18 protein-coding genes and 1 pseudogene are annotated in these 17,588 nt (G+C 67.3%); 5 read left to right on the forward strand and 14 right to left on the reverse strand.

From position 1 onward, the window contains the following. Window positions 1–59 precede the first annotated feature (59 nt). Genes BST47_RS14420 through ftsH form a run of 6 tightly spaced genes read right to left on the reverse strand, consistent with a single transcriptional unit; the run spans window position 60 to window position 5,206 of the window. Window positions 60–536, reverse strand: coding sequence for a DUF3180 domain-containing protein (locus tag BST47_RS14420; RefSeq protein ID WP_083126215.1), 477 nt, complete (start codon window positions 534–536; stop codon window positions 60–62). Beyond that, window positions 536–1,048: a 2-amino-4-hydroxy-6-hydroxymethyldihydropteridine diphosphokinase gene (gene folK / locus BST47_RS14425; RefSeq protein WP_083126217.1), complete on the reverse strand. Its 513-nt coding sequence runs from the start codon at window positions 1,046–1,048 to the stop codon at window positions 536–538. Before folK ends, BST47_RS14420 begins: the two co-directional genes overlap by 1 nt. Next, the gene (folB, locus tag BST47_RS14430) at window positions 1,045–1,437 is read right to left on the reverse strand and encodes a dihydroneopterin aldolase (RefSeq protein WP_083126218.1); all 393 of its coding nucleotides are present in this window, start codon (window positions 1,435–1,437) and stop codon (window positions 1,045–1,047) included. The genes folK and folB overlap by 4 nt, the downstream gene beginning before the upstream one ends. Further along, window positions 1,430–2,233, reverse strand: coding sequence for a dihydropteroate synthase (folP, locus tag BST47_RS14435; RefSeq protein ID WP_207568621.1), 804 nt, complete (start codon window positions 2,231–2,233; stop codon window positions 1,430–1,432). Before folP ends, folB begins: the two co-directional genes overlap by 8 nt. A gap of 8 nt (window positions 2,234–2,241) precedes the next feature. Next, window positions 2,242–2,850, reverse strand: a complete 609-nt coding sequence (folE, locus tag BST47_RS14440) for a GTP cyclohydrolase I FolE (RefSeq protein ID WP_083126219.1) — start codon at window positions 2,848–2,850, stop codon at window positions 2,242–2,244. 28 nt (window positions 2,851–2,878) lie between these two features. After that, window positions 2,879–5,206 (reverse strand): ATP-dependent zinc metalloprotease FtsH, encoded by a 2,328-nt coding sequence (gene ftsH / locus BST47_RS14445; protein WP_083126220.1) that lies wholly within the window; start codon window positions 5,204–5,206, stop codon window positions 2,879–2,881. Between the two features lie 82 nt (window positions 5,207–5,288). Here ftsH and BST47_RS14450 point away from each other — a divergent pair, with 82 nt between their 5' ends. Next, window positions 5,289–6,206, forward strand: coding sequence for an alpha/beta fold hydrolase (locus BST47_RS14450; protein WP_083126221.1), 918 nt, complete (start codon window positions 5,289–5,291; stop codon window positions 6,204–6,206). A 31-nt stretch (window positions 6,207–6,237) separates the two neighbouring features. Further along, a complete protein-coding gene (locus tag BST47_RS14455) occupies window positions 6,238–6,987 on the forward strand; it encodes an SIMPL domain-containing protein (protein ID WP_083126512.1) in 750 nt (249 codons plus the stop codon). Here BST47_RS14455 and BST47_RS14460 read toward each other — a convergent pair. From BST47_RS14460 to dacB, 5 genes are read right to left on the reverse strand one after another with little or no spacing between them, the layout of a single operon-like run. Further along, window positions 6,984–9,203, reverse strand: a complete 2,220-nt coding sequence (locus BST47_RS14460; RefSeq protein ID WP_083126511.1) for a molybdopterin-dependent oxidoreductase — start codon at window positions 9,201–9,203, stop codon at window positions 6,984–6,986. The two genes, BST47_RS14455 and BST47_RS14460, sit on opposite strands and share 4 nt — an antisense overlap. Before the next feature lie 19 nt (window positions 9,204–9,222). Next, window positions 9,223–9,810, reverse strand: a complete 588-nt coding sequence (gene hpt, locus BST47_RS14465; protein WP_083126222.1) for a hypoxanthine phosphoribosyltransferase — start codon at window positions 9,808–9,810, stop codon at window positions 9,223–9,225. Between the two features lie 13 nt (window positions 9,811–9,823). Next, window positions 9,824–10,786 (reverse strand): tRNA lysidine(34) synthetase TilS, encoded by a 963-nt coding sequence (gene tilS / locus BST47_RS14470; RefSeq protein WP_083126223.1) that lies wholly within the window; start codon window positions 10,784–10,786, stop codon window positions 9,824–9,826. Further along, window positions 10,765–11,820 carry an Rv3626c family coenzyme F420 biosynthesis-associated protein gene (locus BST47_RS14475; RefSeq protein ID WP_083126513.1) on the reverse strand — a complete coding sequence of 352 codons (1,056 nt, stop codon included), beginning with the start codon at window positions 11,818–11,820 and terminating at the stop codon, window positions 10,765–10,767. The genes tilS and BST47_RS14475 overlap by 22 nt, the downstream gene beginning before the upstream one ends. Then, window positions 11,817–13,196 carry a D-alanyl-D-alanine carboxypeptidase/D-alanyl-D-alanine endopeptidase gene (dacB, locus tag BST47_RS14480; protein WP_083126224.1) on the reverse strand — a complete coding sequence of 460 codons (1,380 nt, stop codon included), beginning with the start codon at window positions 13,194–13,196 and terminating at the stop codon, window positions 11,817–11,819. The genes BST47_RS14475 and dacB overlap by 4 nt, the downstream gene beginning before the upstream one ends. A 145-nt stretch (window positions 13,197–13,341) precedes the next feature. Between dacB and BST47_RS14485 the strand changes: the two genes are divergently transcribed. Both BST47_RS14485 and BST47_RS14490 read left to right on the forward strand, forming a co-directional pair. Beyond that, window positions 13,342–13,830, forward strand: coding sequence for an inorganic diphosphatase (locus BST47_RS14485; RefSeq protein ID WP_083126225.1), 489 nt, complete (start codon window positions 13,342–13,344; stop codon window positions 13,828–13,830). Between the two features lie 66 nt (window positions 13,831–13,896). Beyond that, window positions 13,897–14,412, forward strand: coding sequence for a 2-oxo-4-hydroxy-4-carboxy-5-ureidoimidazoline decarboxylase (locus tag BST47_RS14490; RefSeq protein ID WP_083126514.1), 516 nt, complete (start codon window positions 13,897–13,899; stop codon window positions 14,410–14,412). Window positions 14,413–14,462: 50 nt separating this feature from the next. Here BST47_RS14490 and BST47_RS14495 read toward each other — a convergent pair whose 3' ends face one another. Next, window positions 14,463–15,002, reverse strand: coding sequence for a hypothetical protein (locus BST47_RS14495; protein ID WP_234809715.1), 540 nt, complete (start codon window positions 15,000–15,002; stop codon window positions 14,463–14,465). After that, a complete protein-coding gene (locus tag BST47_RS14500) occupies window positions 14,996–15,235 on the reverse strand; it encodes a hypothetical protein (RefSeq protein ID WP_083126228.1) in 240 nt (79 codons plus the stop codon). The genes BST47_RS14495 and BST47_RS14500 overlap by 7 nt, the downstream gene beginning before the upstream one ends. 111 nt (window positions 15,236–15,346) lie before the next feature. Between BST47_RS14500 and BST47_RS14505 the strand changes: the two are divergent. Beyond that, window positions 15,347–16,498, forward strand: a pseudogene (locus BST47_RS14505) (serine hydrolase domain-containing protein). Window positions 16,499–16,529: 31 nt separating this feature from the next. Here BST47_RS14505 and BST47_RS14510 read toward each other — a convergent pair. After that, complete coding sequence (locus BST47_RS14510) at window positions 16,530–17,582, reverse strand: TerC family protein (protein ID WP_083126515.1); 1,053 nt, start codon at window positions 17,580–17,582, stop codon at window positions 16,530–16,532. Window positions 17,583–17,588 lie beyond the last annotated feature (6 nt).

A 17,588-nucleotide genomic window follows, 5' to 3' on the forward strand; every position in this document is an offset into this window, starting at 1 on the left:
CACAGGTCACTCAGCGTGTCGACCTCTCCGGCGATTCGGCTGGTACGCCTCGAAACCGGTTACTCCGTTGCGCCGTCAGGGTTGTCGGGCGGTTCCGGCGGAGACTTGCAGCAATGCTGCAACCACAGCGCGGCAGCCACCAGCGCGAGGGCACACACAGCGGCGACCACCGCGCCCGCGGTGTCCTCGCCCGCGACTCGCAAAGTCGAGCGCCTTGGCAACAGGTACGCGAGCACGCCCAGCCACCAGCCGAGCACCACCGCGCCCACCCACGCCGAGGCCTTGGCGATGGACACGGATCGGGCGACCGCAAGGGGATGCAGCCAGCCGGGGCCGTCTCCGATGTGCCCCTCGTTGATCTTGGACCTCACGTACCAGGCCCAGCCCGCCTCTGCGGCTGCGACCAGCAGCAACGACACCCCGGACAGCAGGGTGATAGGCGGAAAGAACCGGTACAGCAGGAGCACGAGCAGATAGGCCGCCACCGCAGCTGCCGCGGTCGCGGCGGTGAGGTCGCGCTTGCGGGTGGGACCCATCAGCTCAGCGCCGAGTCGGTCAACCGCACCCCGTCGCGGTCGGCGCGGTCGAGTTCGGTGATCAATTTCTCGACGGACCGCCGCTCGCCCGCAACGGTCAGGACGGCTGCGGGATCGACGGCGAGCCACGGTACGAGCACAAACGCTCGCTCGTGCGCCAGCGGGTGCGGCAACGTCAGCTCGTCATCCGCCGACGTGATCTCGCGACCGCCGTCGCTGCACATGACGAGGTCGACGTCGAGAGTGCGGGGGCCCCACCGTTCGTCGCGGACGCGGCCGGCGGCGCGTTCGAATTCCTGCGCGCGACGCAGCCACCCGCGGGCGTCCAGGGCGGGGTCGTCCGCGATCACCACCGCGTTGAGGAACGCGCCCTGTTCGACGCCGCCCCAAGGATCGGTCTCGTAAACCGGTGACACCGCGCGCACCGCGCCGCCGAGGCCGTCGACCACCGACTGCAGTTGCGCGAGCCTGTCACCCAGGTTCGACCCGATGGACAACACGACTTGTGTCATGCCTCGACTCCCGGGTTGCCCCGCCCGCCGCGCCGCGACCGGCGGGCCACCACCGCCACATCGGCGAAGTTCAGCGGGATCGGTGCGGCCGGCTTGTGCACGACCACCTCGACGGCGTGTACCCGTTCGTCGGACATCACGCCATCGGCGATCTCCCCGGCGACCGTCTCGATCAGGTTGCGCGGCGGCCCGGCGACGATGTCGGCTGCGCGCTGCGCCAGCTCCCCGTAGTCGAGGGTGTCGGCAAGATCGTCGCTCACTGCCGCGGCAGCGAGGTCCACCCAGACGATGATGTCGACAATGAAGTCCTGGCCGTCGCGGCGCTCGTGCTCGAACACCCCGTGGTGACCACGAACGGTCAACCCGCGCAGCTCGATTCGATCAGCCACGCCAGGCCTCCAGTACCTTGACCGCGTCGACGGACGCCCGCACGTCGTGCACCCGCACCCCCCATGCGCCATACAGACCGGCGAGCGCGGAGATGACAGCCGTCGCGGTTTCCCTGCCGTCGGGTGGGCGTGGCGCACCGTCCGGACCGGCGAGCAACGAGCCGAGGAAGCGCTTGCGGGATGCGCCGACCAGCACGGGCACCCCGGTACCGACGAACTCGGGCAGCGCTCGCAGCAGCGCCCAATTGTGTTCTGCGGTCTTGGCGAAACCGAGTCCGGGATCGATGATCACGTTCCCGGGATCCACCCCCGCGGCCACCGCGGCGTCGACACTGGCCATCAGTTCGTCACGAACCTCGGCGACGACATCGCCGTAGGCGGGTACGTCATGCGGTCGGGCAGATCCGACCGAGCGCCAATGCATCAGCACCCACGGAACTTTCGCGTCGGCCAGCAGGGGGGCCATGCCCGGGTCGGCCCGGCCCCCGGACACGTCGTTGACGATCTGCGCGCCGTTCTCCAGCGCGGCCTGCGCCACCGCTGCGTGCATGGTGTCGATACTGACGGTAAGGCCTTGTCCGGCAAGCTCTTTGATCACAGGTACCACGCGCGCCGTTTCGACCTCTGGATCGATACGGGTAGCCCCCGGACGCGTCGACTCACCGCCGACGTCGACGATCGCTGCACCGTCGGCCGCGAGCGCAAGACCGTGGGCGACGGCCCGGTCCCGGTCGAGGAACAACCCGCCATCGGAGAAGGAGTCGTCGGTGACGTTCACGACCCCCATGACCCGCACCGGTGGATTCACTTCCGCAGGATGAGATCCAGTGCTTCGGACCTGGATGCGCTGTCGGTCTTGAACTGTCCGCGCACCGCCGACGTGGTGGTGATGGCGCCGGGCTTGCGGACGCCGCGCATCGCCATGCAGAGGTGTTCGGCCTCGACGACGACGATGGCTCCGCGCGGGTTCAGCTTGCGCATCAGCGCGTCGGCGATCTGCGCGGTCAACCGTTCCTGTACCTGCGGCCGCTTGGCGTAAAGGTCAACCAGCCGTGCGATTTTCGATAGCCCGGTGACCCGGCCGTCCTCGCCGGGAATGTATCCCACGTGGGCCACGCCGTGAAATGACACCAGATGGTGCTCGCACGTCGAGTACATCGGTATCTGCTTGACGAGCACCATTTCGTCGTGCTGTTCGTCAAAGGTGGTGTCCAGCACTGTGTCCGGGTCGGTGTACAGACCGGCGAACAACTCCCTGTAGGCGCGCGCCACCCGGGCCGGGGTGTCTTCGAGACCGTGGCGGTCAGGATCCTCGCCCACCGCGATCAGCAACTCCCGCACGGCCGCCTCGGCGCGCGGTTGGTCGAATTCAACTGGTTTGAATTTGACAGAGTTGTTCTGGGACTGCGTCATTGAAGCCTCCTATGAGCCCGTGGGGCGCTCAGCCCTGCGGGTTATGCCTGCCGTTCTCCTGCCCCGACTCATCATTGGGGTTCGGTTGGCCGCCCTGAGGGGGGTGGCCGGGCTGCGGGTAGGGCTGCTGATACGGCGGATAGGGGTTGTGCCAGCCGGACGGATTGGGTGGCGGCGGATACCAGTAACCATGCGGCTGCTGGTGCGGGTGCGGTTGCTGGTTCGGCGGCTGCTGGTTCGGCGGCGGGGGCCAGCCAGGAGCGTGCCATCCCGCGGGAGCGCCATAGTCGGGTTGCGTCGGCGCGCCGGTTCCGTTGGCGCCATTGCCATTCGCGCCGTTGTTACCCGCTTCGGCAAGTTTGGTGGCTTCGGCGGCCTGGCTTGCCTGAGCGATCGCGGTCTTGAACGCGGGCTCGGGCACCGGCTTCGGCCACGGCTCGCCGCGTTCGATCGCCAGCTCGCCCGGGGTCTTGATGGGCGGCTTGTCGGAGGGGACACGGCCACCGAAGTCGTCGAACATGGTCAGGCGCGGCCGCTTCTTGACGTCCTCGAAGATGGCCTGCAGCTCGGCGCGGTGCAATGTCTCCTTCTCGAGCAGCTCGCCGGCGAGGATGTCGAGCACGTCACGGTACTCGGTGAGGATCTCCCACGCTTCGGTGTGCGCGGCCTCGATCAGCTTGCGCACCTCGTCGTCGATGATCTGCGCGACCTCGTGGCTGTAGTCGGCCTGCGTGCCCATGGTGCGACCGAGGAACGGGTCGCCGTGTTCGGTGCCGTAGCGGACGGCACCGAGTTTGGAGCTCATGCCGTACTCGGTGACCATCGCGCGGGCGATCTTCGTGGCCTGCTCGATGTCGGACACCGCGCCGGTGGTCGGCTCGCGGAACACCAGCTCCTCCGCGGCGCGGCCGCCCATCGCGAACACCAGCCGGGCGATCATCTCGGAGCGGGTCATCAGGCCCTTGTCGTCCTCGGGCACGGACATCGCGTGCCCGCCGGTGCGGCCGCGCGCCAAGATGGTCACCTTGTAGATCGGGTCGATGTCGGGCATCGCCCACGCCGCCAGAGTGTGACCGCCCTCGTGGTAAGCGGTGATCTTCTTCTCGTGCTCGCTGATGATGCGGCTCTTGCGGCGGGGCCCGCCGACGACGCGGTCGACGGCCTCCTCGAGCGCGGGGCCGGTGATGACCGTGCCGTTCTCGCGGGCGGTGAGCAGTGCGGCCTCGTTGATGACGTTGGCCAGGTCGGCGCCCGACATACCGACGGTGCGCTTCGCCAGCCCGTCCAGGTCGGCGTCCTCGGCGATCGGCTTGCCCTGCGAGTGCACCTTGAATACGGCGCGACGGCCGGCCAGGTCCGGATTGGACACCGGAATCTGGCGGTCGAAACGGCCGGGACGCAGCAGCGCAGGATCCAGGATGTCGGGCCGGTTGGTGGCCGCGATCAGGATGACGCCCTGCCGCTCGCCGAACCCGTCCATCTCGACGAGCAGCTGGTTCAGCGTCTGTTCGCGTTCGTCGTGACCGCCGCCGAGGCCCGCGCCGCGCTGGCGTCCGACGGCGTCGATCTCGTCGACGAAGATGATGCACGGGCTGTTCTGTTTGGCCTGCTCGAACAGGTCACGCACGCGGGACGCGCCGACCCCGACGAACATCTCGACGAAGTCCGAACCCGAAATCGTGAAGAAGGGAACCCCGGCCTCGCCCGCTACCGCGCGCGCAAGCAGCGTCTTACCGGTGCCCGGTGGGCCGTAGAGCAGCACGCCCTTGGGGATCTTGGCGCCGAGGGCCTGATACCGCGTCGGGTTCTGCAGGAAGTCCTTGATCTCGTAGAGCTCTTCGACGGCCTCGTCGACACCCGCCACGTCGGCGAAGGTGGTCTTGGGCATGTCCTTGGACAGCTGCTTGGCCTTGGACTTGCCGAAGCCGAACCCCATCCGGCCGCCGCTCTGCATGCGGGAGAACATGACGAACAGGCCGACGAGCAGCAGCAGCGGCAGCAGGTAGATCAGTAGTGAGCCGAGCATGCTGCCCTGGTTCACCACCGTGTTGATCTTGGCGTTCTTGGCGCTCAACGCGTCGAACAACTGCACCCCGTAACCGGTGGGGTACTTCGTGATGATCTTGTCGCTGTTCTCGGTGTCGTTGTTCCCGCTCTTCAACTCCAGCCGAAGCTGCTGCTCGCGGTCGTCGATCTGCGCGCTCTTGACGTTGTCACTGCTGATCTGGGACATCGCCACCGAGGTGTCGACGGGCTTGTAGCCGCGAGTGTCGTCACTGAAGTAGTAGAAAGACCAACCCAGCAACAGCACCACCGCAACCACGGTGAGCGTGCGGATCACATTTTTCCGGTTCATCGAATGTCCGTCGTCGACTTCCTCTAAGCGCAGTCAGAAACCTCAAGGCTACCGCTACACCAACGAACCAAGGTTCCCGCCGGTGTGCTTGGCTGATCAGGTGCCGACCGCGACTCAACGGCTGGTTGAGATCAACGGTGTGACGCTTCGCGTTCTCGAAGCGGGCGAGCGCGGTGCGCCGCTGGTCGTTCTCGCCCACGGGTTCCCTGAGCTGGCGTATTCGTGGCGGCATCAGATTCCTGTCCTCGCGCAGGCCGGCTACCACGTGCTGGCACCCGACCAGCGGGGCTACGGAGGTTCGACCAGGCCCGACGCCGTCGAGGACTACGACATCCACGCGCTGACCGGCGACCTGGTCGCCCTGGTCGACGACGTGGGCGTGGAGCGGGCGGTGTTCATCGGCCACGACTGGGGCGCCATGGTCGTCTGGCACACCGCGCTGCTGCACCCCGACCGCGTCGCCGCGGTCGCCGGGCTGAGCGTGCCACCCATCCCCCGCGCCCGCTCCCGCCCGACGCAGCGCTGGCGCGAGAAGTTCGGCGAGGACTTCTACATGCTGCGCTTCCAGGAGCCAGGCGTCGCCGACGCCGAGATGGAGGCCGACGTGGCCGCCACCATGCGGGGAATGTTCGCCGGACTGATCTCCGGGGACGACGCTGCGCTGCCCGACTGGATCAGCGCCGGCGAGTTCGAGCACTACGTGACGGAGTTCAGCAGGACCGGGTTCACCGGCGCGCTGAACTGGTACCGCAATTACGACCGCAACTGGGAGACAACACCGCAGCTGGCCGGCGCGCAGACCACCGCGCCCGCGTTGTTCGTCGGCGGTACAGCCGATCCGGTCGGCCCGACCATGAACCCCGCGCGCGCCCGTGAGGTCGTCGCCGGGCCGTACACCGAGGAGTGGATCGAGGGTGCCGGCCATTGGGTTCAGCAGGAGCGACCCGAGGACATCAACCGAATCCTGTTGGCGTTCCTGCGTGACGTGGAGCAGCCATAGGTGCGTCGAGCCTGACGGTAGGGTGCTCGTCATGCCGATCGCCGCGAGCGCGAAGTTGCCCATCCGACTGCTCGTCCTCGCCGCGGCGGGACTGGTTGTGACACTGGCTGGTTGCGATGCGACGTCGGGCCCGACGGCTGCGCCGACTGCGGATTCTGAGGTCCGCCAGGTCACCGTCGCGGGGTCCGGCGAGGTCAAGGGCACGCCGGACACCTTGAACGTCAACGCGTCGATCGAGGCCATCGCACCCGACGTCACCGGTGCGATGAACCAGACCAGCGATCGTCAGCAGGCGGTGATCAACGCACTGGTCGACGCGGGGGTCGACCGCAACGACATCAGCACCAGCCAGGTGAGCCTGCAGCCGCAGTTCGCACCGACCACCGACAGCACCACCATCTCCGGTTACCGGGCGAGCAATACGATCGACGTCAAGATCCGCCAGCTCGACGCCGCATCCCAGGCGCTGGCGCTGATCGTCAGCACCGGCGGCAACGCCACCCGGATCAACTCGGTGAACTACTCGATCGACGACGACTCCCAACTGATCCGCGACGCCCGCAGCCGCGCTTTCAATGACGCCAAGGACCGGGCCGAGCAGTACGCACAGCTGTCCGGTCTCACCCTGGGCAACGTGATTTCGATTTCGGAGGTGGCGGGAACGCCGCCGCCCGTCCCGATGCAGCGCGACGCCGAGATGGCCATGGCCGCACCCGTTCCGGTCGAGCCGGGTCAGCAGACCGTCGGATTCAGCGTGACGGTGATCTGGGAGCTCACCTAACCCGCGGGAGCGATGTCGACCGGGATCCCGTTCAACACCGCGGTGCCCGACAGCGGGTCGAGCTGGTTGCCCGCGTTGAGCTGATTGACGTTGACGCCGGGGTCGCGGGACGCGACGTGGAGGCCGGTGCCGCCGCGGTCGTGACCCCACCCGTGCGGTAACGACACCACACCGCGCCGCATACCGTCGGTGAGCTCGATCGGGGCCAGCAGTTCCCCACCGGGACCCTTCACCACCGCGGTGTCGGTGAGGCCGAGTTCGGCGGCGTCGTCGGGATGGATCCTCAGCGTGCACCGATTGCTGCCGCCCGCGAGTGCGGGCACGTTGTGCATCCAGCTGTTGTTGGAGCGCAGATGCCGTCGCCCGATGAGCACGAACCGGTCGGCGCGGCGGTCGAGTGCCTCCCGCAGCCGCGCCGCCTCCTCGACGAGCAGCGGTGGAGCGAGTTCGATTCTCCCCGTTGGTGTTCGCAGCACCTGGGTCAGGCGCGGCTGCAGCGGTCCCAGGTCGACCCCGTGCGGGTTCGCCCTCAGCCGCTGAAGCGTCAGACCGTCCGGGTTGGCGCCGAACGCGTCGCCGTAGGCCCCGAGCCGCAGCATCATGTCGAGGCGGCGTTCGTATCCCGGTCCGGGCGCGAGCATCGCGGTCAGTTCAGCCACATCGCGACCGGCGACCGGTGAGGTCGGGTCGGCGGTCTCCTTGGCCAATGTCGTTGCAATGACCTGATCGTCGACGGCGCCGGGATCGGCGTCGACGCCTGCGCCGAACAGCGCGAGCGCGATCCGCGACAGGATCTCGGGCTCGTCGGGTCGACCGTCGGCGGGCAGCACGGGCGGTGAGTAGCGCGCGTTGTTGCGGACCGCGAGGTTGTTGAGCGCGAAGTCGAAATGAGCGGTCTGCGACGGCGGCGGTGGCGGCAGGATGACGTCGGCGTGGCGCGTCGTCTCGTTGAGGTACGGATCGATGCTCACCATGAAGCCGACGCGCTCCAGCGCGCGGTCGAGGCGATCGCCGTCGGGGGCCGACAGCACCGGGTTGCCCGCGATCGTGATCATCGCCTTGATCTGTCCATCGCCGGGGGTGTCGATTTCCTCGGCGAGCGCCGCGGCCGGGAATTCGGACAGCGCCTCGGGATGGCCCGACACCCGGCTGTGCCAGCGGCCGATCGCGAAGCCGCGGCCGGCCTTCGGCGGGCGCGGCGCCGGCGCGGTCGGACCCAGCGGGAACATCGCCCCACCGGGACGGTCCAGGTTGCCCGTCAGGACGTTGATGACATCGACCAGCCAGCTGCCGAGCGTTCCGAATTCGACCGTGGAGGTGCCGATGCGGCCGTAGACGGCGGCGGTCGGGGCGGCCGCGAGTTCACGGGCCAGCGCGCGGATCTCGTCCGCGGTGACACCGCAGTATTCGGCGACGGTGTCCGGAGCGAAATCGGCCGCCACGGCGCTGACATCGTCGACGCCGTTGACATGGTCGGCCACCGTGCCGAGATCGACCAGGCCCTCATCGAACAGCACGTGTACGACGGCGAGCATCAGTGCGGGGTCGGTACCGGGGCGGGGCGCGATGTGGCGGTCGGCGAGTTCGGCGGTGCGGGTACGGGCGGGATCGATGACGACGAGTTTGCCCTTGCGCTTACGTAGCGCCCGCAGCTTGCCGGGAAAGTCGGCGGCGGTGGCCAGACTGCCGTTGGACACAAGGGGATTCGCGCCGATGACGACGAGGTAGTCGGTGCGGTCGAGATCGGGAACGGTGAATGCGACAGGGCTGCCGAACATCAGACCGAGTGCGACGTGCTTGGGCATCTGGTCCAGCGTGCTGGCGGAAAACACCTGGCGGGTGCCGAGCGCGCGGATGATCACCGGCGGGTACAACGAGCCCGCGATCGTGTGCGCGCTGGGGTTACCGAGGTACACCCCGACCGATGTGCCGCCGTGCTCACGGATGACCGCGCCGAGGCCGTCGGCGACCGCGGCGAACGCCTCGTCCCAGGTGGCTTCGGTCAGCACGCCGTCGCGCCGGACCAGTGGCCGCGCCAAGCGGTCGGGGTCGTTGTCGAGTTCGGCGAAACTCGCCCCTTTGGGGCAGATGAAGCCGTGGCTGAAGACGTCCTCACGGTCACCGCGGGCGCCGACGAGCTTGCCGTCGTCGATCGTCAGGGTCAGTCCGCAGGTGGCCTCGCACAACGGGCAGATCCGAAGAGCTGTTTCGGTCATGCCGATCATCTTGCGCCGACTACAGGTCTTCGTACACCCTGGGGTCCAGCGTGCCGATGTAGGGCAGGTCGCGGTAGCGCTCGGCGTAGTCGAGGCCGTACCCCACGACGAATTCGTTGGGGATGTCGAAGCCGACGTAGGCGATGTCGACGTCGGCGCGCACGGCGTCGGGCTTGCGCATCAGCGTGCACACCCGCAGCGAACGCGGATGGCGGGTCGCGAGGTTGCGCAGCAGCCAGGACAGCGTCAGACCGGAGTCGACGATGTCCTCGACGATCAGCACGTCGCGGTCGTTGATGTCGCGGTCGAGGTCCTTGAGGATCCGCACCACACCCGACGAGGACGTCGACGACCCGTAGGAGCTGACGGCCATGAACTCCAGCTGGGTCGGCAGCGGGATCGCCCTGGCCAGGTCGGTGACGAAGAAGACGGCACCTTTGAGCACGGTGATGAGCAGAAGATCCTGACCGTTCTCGGCGAGGGTGTCGCGGTAGTCATCGCCGAGTTGCCCTCCGAGCTCAGCGACCTTCGCCTGGATCTCCTCCGATGACAGCAGCACCGACTTGATGTCGCCCGGGTATGACTCGGTGGTTTCCGCCACGTGCACAGCGTGCCATGTTTCACACGGGCTCGGTGTGCAGGGTCAGCATCCCGTCGCGGCGGCCCGCGATCAGCCGCCTGCTGCGTAACGGTGACCCCACCGCCACGCCGCCCTGTCCGCGCCATGCCGTGACCAGCGTGTCGACCCCACGAATCTGCTTGTCGGTCAGACCGCTGGCGCCGCCGGCCAGCAACCAGCCCCGAATCACCCTGCGCCGAACGGCCTCCGGCAGGTTCACCAGACGAGCGGTGTCGAGGCCGCCTGCGGTCGACAACTCGGACAGCTCGCGGTCGGCGAGCGTGTCGAGCGTGTCGCTGTCCTCGCGCAGCGCCGCCGCGGTGCGGGCCAGCGCCTGGGCGACGCCGCCGCCGAGCACGTCTTCCAGCAAGGGGAGCACCTCGGCACGCAACCGCACCCGGGTGTACCGCCGATCGGTGTTGTGCGGGTCCTGCCACGGCGTCAGTTTCAGCTCATCGCACGCCGCGTGCGTCACCTCGCGCCGCACACCGAGCAGCGGGCGGTACCACGGTGGGTCGTGCGGACGCATACCGGCGATGGAACGGGCACCTGATCCGCGGCCAAGGCCGAGCAGCACGGTCTCGGCTTGATCGTCGAGCGTGTGCGCGAGCAGTACCGGCGCGTCTCCCCGCGCGGCGTCCAACGCCTCATAACGTGCGGTGCGCGCGGCGGCTTCGGGCCCACCGGTCGTCCCGACGTCTACGCAAAGAACCTGAGCATCAACACATCCCAGCGACAGGGCTTGTTCGCGCGCCGTTGCCGCCACCTCGTCGGAACCGGCCTGCAGTCGATGATCGACGATCAGCGCCGTCGTCGGTTTGACAGTCACCGCCGCAGCCGTCAACGCCAGGGAATCGGCGCCCCCGGACAGCGCCACACACCAACGCGGATCGGCGGTCGCGTAACCGCGGGAGAACGCCGTGAGGGCCGCATGCAGCGCGGCTACAGCACTCTGTCGATCCACCGTTGTGGCTTGTCGATTTCCAGAGGCAGCGGCAAGGTTTCAGGACTGGACCAGACCGCGTTGAACCGCGTCATCCCGACCCGGGACACCACGTGGTCGACGAACGCCTTACCGCGGGTGTACTGGCTGAGCTTGGCGTCGAATCCGAGCAGCGCCCGCATGATTCGCTGCAGCGGCGGCTGTTTGCGTTGGCGCCGTTCGTCGAAGCGCCGCCGGATCGTCGCCACGGACGGCACCACTTTGGGCCCGACCGCGTCCATCACGTGATCGGCGTGGCCCTCCAGCAGCGTGCCGAGCACCAGCAGTTGGTCCAGCGCTTTGCGCTGCGGTTCGGCCTGCACGGCCCGCATCAGACCGATCATGCCGGACGAATTCGGTTCCGTCTCAGCGTCAACCACGTAGTCGCGCCGGCTGCGCAGATAGCCGGCCAGCCTGCCCACCATCTGTCCGATGTCGTCGCCGGCGTCCTGGGTGAGTACCGCCAGCGACTGCGACATATGGTCGGCCAGCCACGGGTTGGCCCGGAACTGCACCCGGTGGGTGACTTCGTGCAGACATACCCACAACCTGAAATCGCTTGGGTCAACGCGCAGTTGGCGTTCGACACCGATGACGTTGGGATACACCAGCAGGAGCTTGCCACCGTCGCCACCGAATGGGTCGTACTGACCGAGGATGCCCTGCGACACATAGGCGAGCACCGCCCCGGTCTGCACACCGGTGATCCGGCCGCTGATGAAACTCTTCGGTTCCTCTGTGCCGCCGGTCATCACCCGCATCGAGTGCGTTGCCGCCTTGATCCACTGAGGACGGTCGACGATGCGAGCTTCGGGGATGGCGCCGCCCTCGATGAGCCCGGTGACCTCACGCACCGGCACCTCGGCGTTGCGGGATGACTCGGCGAGTTGGTCGATGACCTGGCGTCGGGTGTAGTCCGAGGCGTCCGGACCCGGCCGCACCAGCTTCTGGCCGACGTCGGCGGCGAACTTCCAGTCGACGGCGTGGCCGACGCTGAGCGATGTGGAGGTACTCATGCGCTGCACCCGCACTTCCGCATGGCCGCGGCCAGCGTGTCCAGGGCGACGCGGCCCGTCGGCCCGGCGTCGTTGGAGATGAAGGCGAAGGTGAGCACCCGTCCGCTGGCGTCGGTGATGATGCCCGCCAACGAGTTGGTGCCCGTAAGCGATCCCGTCTTGGCCCGCAGGAAACCTGCGGCCGACCGGCCCGCATCGGTGTCGAGATAGCGGTTGGACAATGTGCCGCTGCCTCCCGCGATCGGCAGCATTTCGACCAGCGGCCGCAGCCTGGGTTCGGCGCTGCCCGCAGCCGCGTTCACGACCTCGTCGAGCGTCTCCGCGGTGAGCCGGTCGTCGACGGACAGCCCGCTGGAGTCGAAGAGCCTGGCGTTGGTGGTGTCGATCTTGGCGTCGTCGAGTTCACCGAGCACCGCCTGCACCGCACCGGCGAAACTCTGCGGAAGCCCGACCTCGGCGGCGACCTCGCGGCCGATCGACTCGGCCATCACGTTGTCCGACGCGTTCATCATGTCGCGCAGGCGATCGATGAGCGGCGGCGACTGTACCGACCCGATCTCCTGGCCACCGCGTGCGGCGCCCGGCACCACCGTCACCTTCCTGGGGTCGACGTCCAGCGCCACCGCCAACGCGCGACCGGCATCCAGCGCCGGCGTCCTGGAGCGGGTGGAATCGACGCTCACCGGCTGGGTGCGGCCACCGTCGAGCATCACCGACTCCATCGGCGCGATGTCTCCGCCGTCGATGTCCAACGGATCCCAGCCCGGCGCCATCGTCGGGCCGGTGTAGGCGCTCACGTCCACCTGCACCGAGGTGGGCTCGATTCCTGCGTCCTCCACCTGTTCGGCCAGATCGCTGATGCGCGCGGCATCGCGGTACCAGGTCTCCTCGTCCGGAGCGGCGGCGGACAACGTCTGGTCACCGCCGCCTTTCAGAACCACGACGCCGACCTTGTCGGTACTGAAGACGCGGGTGATCAGCCGGTCGTCGCGGTCGAGGGCGAGCAGCGCCGCCGCGGCCGTCAGCGTCTTGTTGGTCGAGGCGGGCTGCATCGGCACGTCGGCGCCCTGTGCCCACAATTCGGCCCCGGTGATCGCATCGGTGATGCGGCCGGTGAACTTGCCCAGGTTCGGATCTGCCAGCGCGGGCGCGAGCAGCGCGGCCAGCCGGTCGGGGGTCGGCTTGGGGGCGGAGTCGGCGACGGGCACGATGCCCGGGTTCGCGGTCGCCGGGGCCGGCGTCGGCTTGACAGCCGCCGCGTCGGGTGAACCCCCGCCGCTCAGCAGGGCCGACACCGCGACGACGATGGCCACCGACACCAGCACCGCCACCGCGATCAGCGCGTGGGTGGATCGCCTCCACGTGGTTGGCCGCATAGCTCAGGGTATCCGCTGGCCCCGATCAAGCCCGCCGGCCGCGTGACGGCGTCCGGCGCACCTCCCCGAGTAGGTGGCGATAGTCCTGGGCAGATTAGGGTGATGCCGTCCCCAATACCGCAGCACAGGGCAGGAAGGCGCCGCCGTGGAGTTCGACGTAGTCATCGAGATCCCGAAGGGTTCGCGCAACAAGTACGAAGTGGACCACGACTCCGGGCGGGTGAAGCTCGACCGCTACCTGTACACCTCGATGGCCTACCCGGCCGATTACGGCTTCTTCGAGAACACGCTCGGCGAGGACGGCGATCCGCTGGACGCGCTGGTGTTGCTGCCGGAGTCGGTGTTTCCCGGCTGCATTGTCGAGGCGCGGCCGGTCGCGATGTTCCAGATGACCGACGAGGCCGGCGGCGACGACAAGCTGCTGTGCGTGCCCGCCGGCGACGGCCGCTGGGACCACATCCAGGATCTCGAAGACGTGCCCGCGTACGAACTCGACGCGATCAAGCACTTCTTCGTGCACTACAAGGACCTCGAGCCGGGCAAGTTCGTCAAGGCCGCCGACTGGGTGGGGCGCGAAAAGGCCGAGGCCGAACTGAAGGCGTCGGTCGATCGGTTCAAGACCGCCGGACACTGAGTTTTCACCGCCGTAACACGCGGTAACCCGGGCGTACCCTGCGCCTCCGATGATGACGCTGTGTTCATGCATCAGGGGATCGGCCTGGAGGCGTTCAACGCCATGCCGATGCGGCGCGCGGTGCATGCCATCTACGAGTGCTGCTACAGCGTGCCGCTGGCAGCGGATTTGTGCCGTGGTCGGCCATTTGCCAACCACGACGAACTCTTCCGATCGGCCGACGCGCTGCTGTTCGGGCTTTCCGAGGAATCGATCGACACGATCCTGCAGGCCTACCCCGACATCGGGCGCAGGCCGGGCAGCGAGAAGTCAGCCGCCGAGCAGTGCGCCATCTGGTGCGATCAGCCCGAGGTGATGGCCCAGCTCGGAGAGGCCTCGGAACGCTACCTGGCGCACTTCGGCTTCGGCTTCGTCATGTTCGTCAACGGATACACCGCGCAGGACAGGCTGTCGACGATGTCGGACCGGCTGCACAACGACGTCGAGACCGAACGCAAGGTCGTGCGCAACGAGCTCGCCCGCATCAACCGCACTCGTCTCGAGCGCATGCTGGGCCCAGAGGGCGGCTACGACAACTGGTGAGGCTCGACAACTCAAAAAGCGTTGCTGGGCAGGCTAATTGACGCGGGGCGCTAGACCCCCTGCCAGTCCTTGATGGCCGTGTCCTGTTTCTGCGCGAGCTCGGTCACGAAGTCCGGTGGCGCCGGATCGTTTGGCGGACCGTCGAACTCGATGGTGGTGGCGACGTTGCCCTCGGTGAACGACAGCACCGTCACCGACCCCGGCCCGCCCATGGACGTCCCGGAGACCATCGTGCCGCCAGTGCCCACCGGCACGGGTGCCGACACCGGATTGGCCACGTCGGCCGCAGCGCCGGCAAGTGATCCCGTCGCTTCCCCTGCGCTGGGGAAGATCAGGATGGTCGTCGTGATCTGCCGGGTGCCACCTTCGCGGTGGACGTACCTGGCCGAGACGCCGCGCTGTCCGTTCGGATCGATGTCGAAGGGGTCAGCACTGTATGCCTGCGAATCCGTGATGAGGTTCGGGTCGACCGGTAGCTGGCTGTAGTCGTTGGGTTGCGCTGCGGCAGAACCCAATCCGCCGACGGTGGCCGCCACCGCCACGGCAGCGAAAGCTCCCCCGACCTTCGCGCACATGTTCCGCCTCAGCATGGGTAGCACGCCCATCCGCGCCATCCATCGCGCCAGAACCAGCCGGGCCCGCAACCCATGCTGCCGGTGGTTCCGTAGCAGTCCAGCGCCTGGACGCGCGGGCCCGCGGGCACGGCAGGCTGAGTGTGGGTCGTGGTGTTGTTGACCGATGCCGCTGCGGCTACTGGTGTTGCCGTCAGGATCGGTGCGGAAGCGAGCGCGGCCACAGCGACCGCCATCGTGAGTCTGTGCATCTCTGCTCCCCTCGACGTTGACACTCGGGTAAGCCGAAGGTACCCCTCCCACGCGGTGGCCACTTCGCAATTGCCGGAACAAATCAGGGGCTGACCCCGCATGATGATCCGATGCATGAAGTACTGCAGGGCTACTGTGATCCACGCTTCGACCAGGTCGCCGAGGCGCTAGCCGACGAGATCACCCGGGGTGAGGAACTCGGCGCATCGATCGCCGTGGACATCGACGGCGAGTACGTCGTCGACATTTGGGGCGGCCATGCGGACCGCGCCAAGACCGTGCCGTGGTCCGAGAACACCATCGTCAACTTCTGGTCATGCACGAAGACACTCACAGCGCTTTCGGCGTTGATCCTCATCGACCGCCACCTGCTCGATCCCTACGCTCCCGTCGCCGACTACTGGCCGGAGTTCGCCCAGAACGGCAAGCAGGACATCGAGATACGTCACCTCTTGGCCCACACGTCGGGGGTGTCTGGATGGGATATGCCCTTCGACGTCGACGACGTCTACGACTGGGAGAAATCGACCAACCTCCTCGCTGGGCAAGCGCCGTGGTGGGAACCGGGTACGGCTTCGGGCTACCACGCGATCAACTATGGCCATCTGATCGGTGAGGTGATCCGGCGAATCAGCGGCAAGACGCTCAAGGCTTTCGTTCGCGACGAGATCGCCGGTCCACTCGACGCGGACGTCCAGATCGGCGCCCGCGCTGAGGACGACCCGCGCATCGCTGAGCTGATTCCGCCGCCGCCTCTTGATCTGCCGTACGACGCGTAGCCCGCAGACCACCCGATGCTGAAGACATTCGCGGCGTTTCGGGCTGCCCCGGACTTCGCAGCGATAGCCGAGACCACCGCGTGGCGGCGGGCGGATATCGGGGGCGCGAACGGGCATGGCAACGCCCGGGCACTGGCCCGCGCATTGTCGCCGATCTCGTTGGGCGGTAAGGCGAACGGCGTTCAGCTACTCAGCCCGGCAACCATCGACTTGATCTTCGAGGAGCAATCCAACGGCGTCGACCAGGTCCTCTTCACGCCACTACGGTTTGGCATCGGCTTCGGACTGCCCACTCCGCAGAGCGTTCCCGCCGTTCCCGACGGCAAGATCTGTTGGTGGGGCGGGTGGGGTGGTTCGGCGATCGTGATGAACCCCGAACATCGGGCCACGTTCGCCTATGTGATGAACAAGATGGGTCCCGGCACAGTCGGTACCGACCGAACGAACCGGTACGCGCGCCTCTTCTACGAGGCGTTGGCCTGACCTCGGATCGCCGGCCAGTCGAGCCTGGCGATCAGTGCGTATCCAACGATTTCTCGGTTGCGTCCGGCGCGGTGCCCTTCCCGGTATCGCCGGTCTCGGCCCCGCCGTCGGTCCCGTTCTTCACGTCGTGGACGCGCGTCTTGTACAGGCTGGCGACCGTCGTGATGAGCAGCGTCACGATGATCACGCCGAGGCTGGCCAACGTCGGGATCTCGGGCACCGGCACATGCTCACCACCGTTGATGAACGGCAGCTCGTTTTCGTGAAGCGCGTGCAGGATCAGCTTCACACCGATGAACGCGAGGATGATGGCCAGGCCCTGCGACAGGTAGACCAGCCGCTTCAACAGGTCACCGAGTAGGAAGTACAACTGACGCAGACCCATCAGCGCGAACACGTTCGCTGTGAACACCAGGTACGGCTCGCGCGTCAGGCCGTAGATCGCGGGGATCGAATCCAGCGCGAAGAGCAGGTCGGTGGTGCCGAGAGCAACGATCACCAGGAACATCGGCGTCATCAGTCGCTTGCCGTTGTCCTTGATCCACATCTTCAGGCCGTGCCACTCGTCGGTCAGGCTCAGATGCTTGCGCGCGAAGCGCACCACGAAGTTCTCGGCGTCGTCGTCGTGGTCGGTGTCGCGGACGAGCGTGATCGCGGTGTAGACCAGGAAAGCGCCGAATGCGTAGAAGATCCACGAGAACTGGTTGATGGCCACCGCACCGAGCGCGATGAAGATGCCGCGGAAGATCAGCGCCAGAATGATGCCCACCAGCAGTGCCTGCTGCTGGTACTTCCTCGGCACGTTGAAGCTCGCCATGATGATCAAGAAGATGAACAGGTTGTCCACCGACAGGCTGTACTCGGTGAGCCAGCCCGTGAAGAACTCCAGGCCGAACTGGCTGCCGTGGAAGAACCACACCCAGATACCGAAGCCCACCGCCAGGGTGATGTAGATGGTGAGGTAAGTCGCGGTTTCGCGCCTCGACGGTTCGTGCGGCCGGCGCCCGATGACGATGACGTCGAACAGCAGAATCGCGACCGTCACGCCCAGCGTGATGATCCACTCGAGTTGAGAAACGTTCACAAAACC

The sequence above is a fragment of the Mycolicibacterium tusciae genome (genome assembly GCF_002086795.1).
Taxonomy (GTDB): Bacteria; Actinomycetota; Actinomycetes; order Mycobacteriales; family Mycobacteriaceae; genus Mycobacterium; species Mycobacterium tusciae.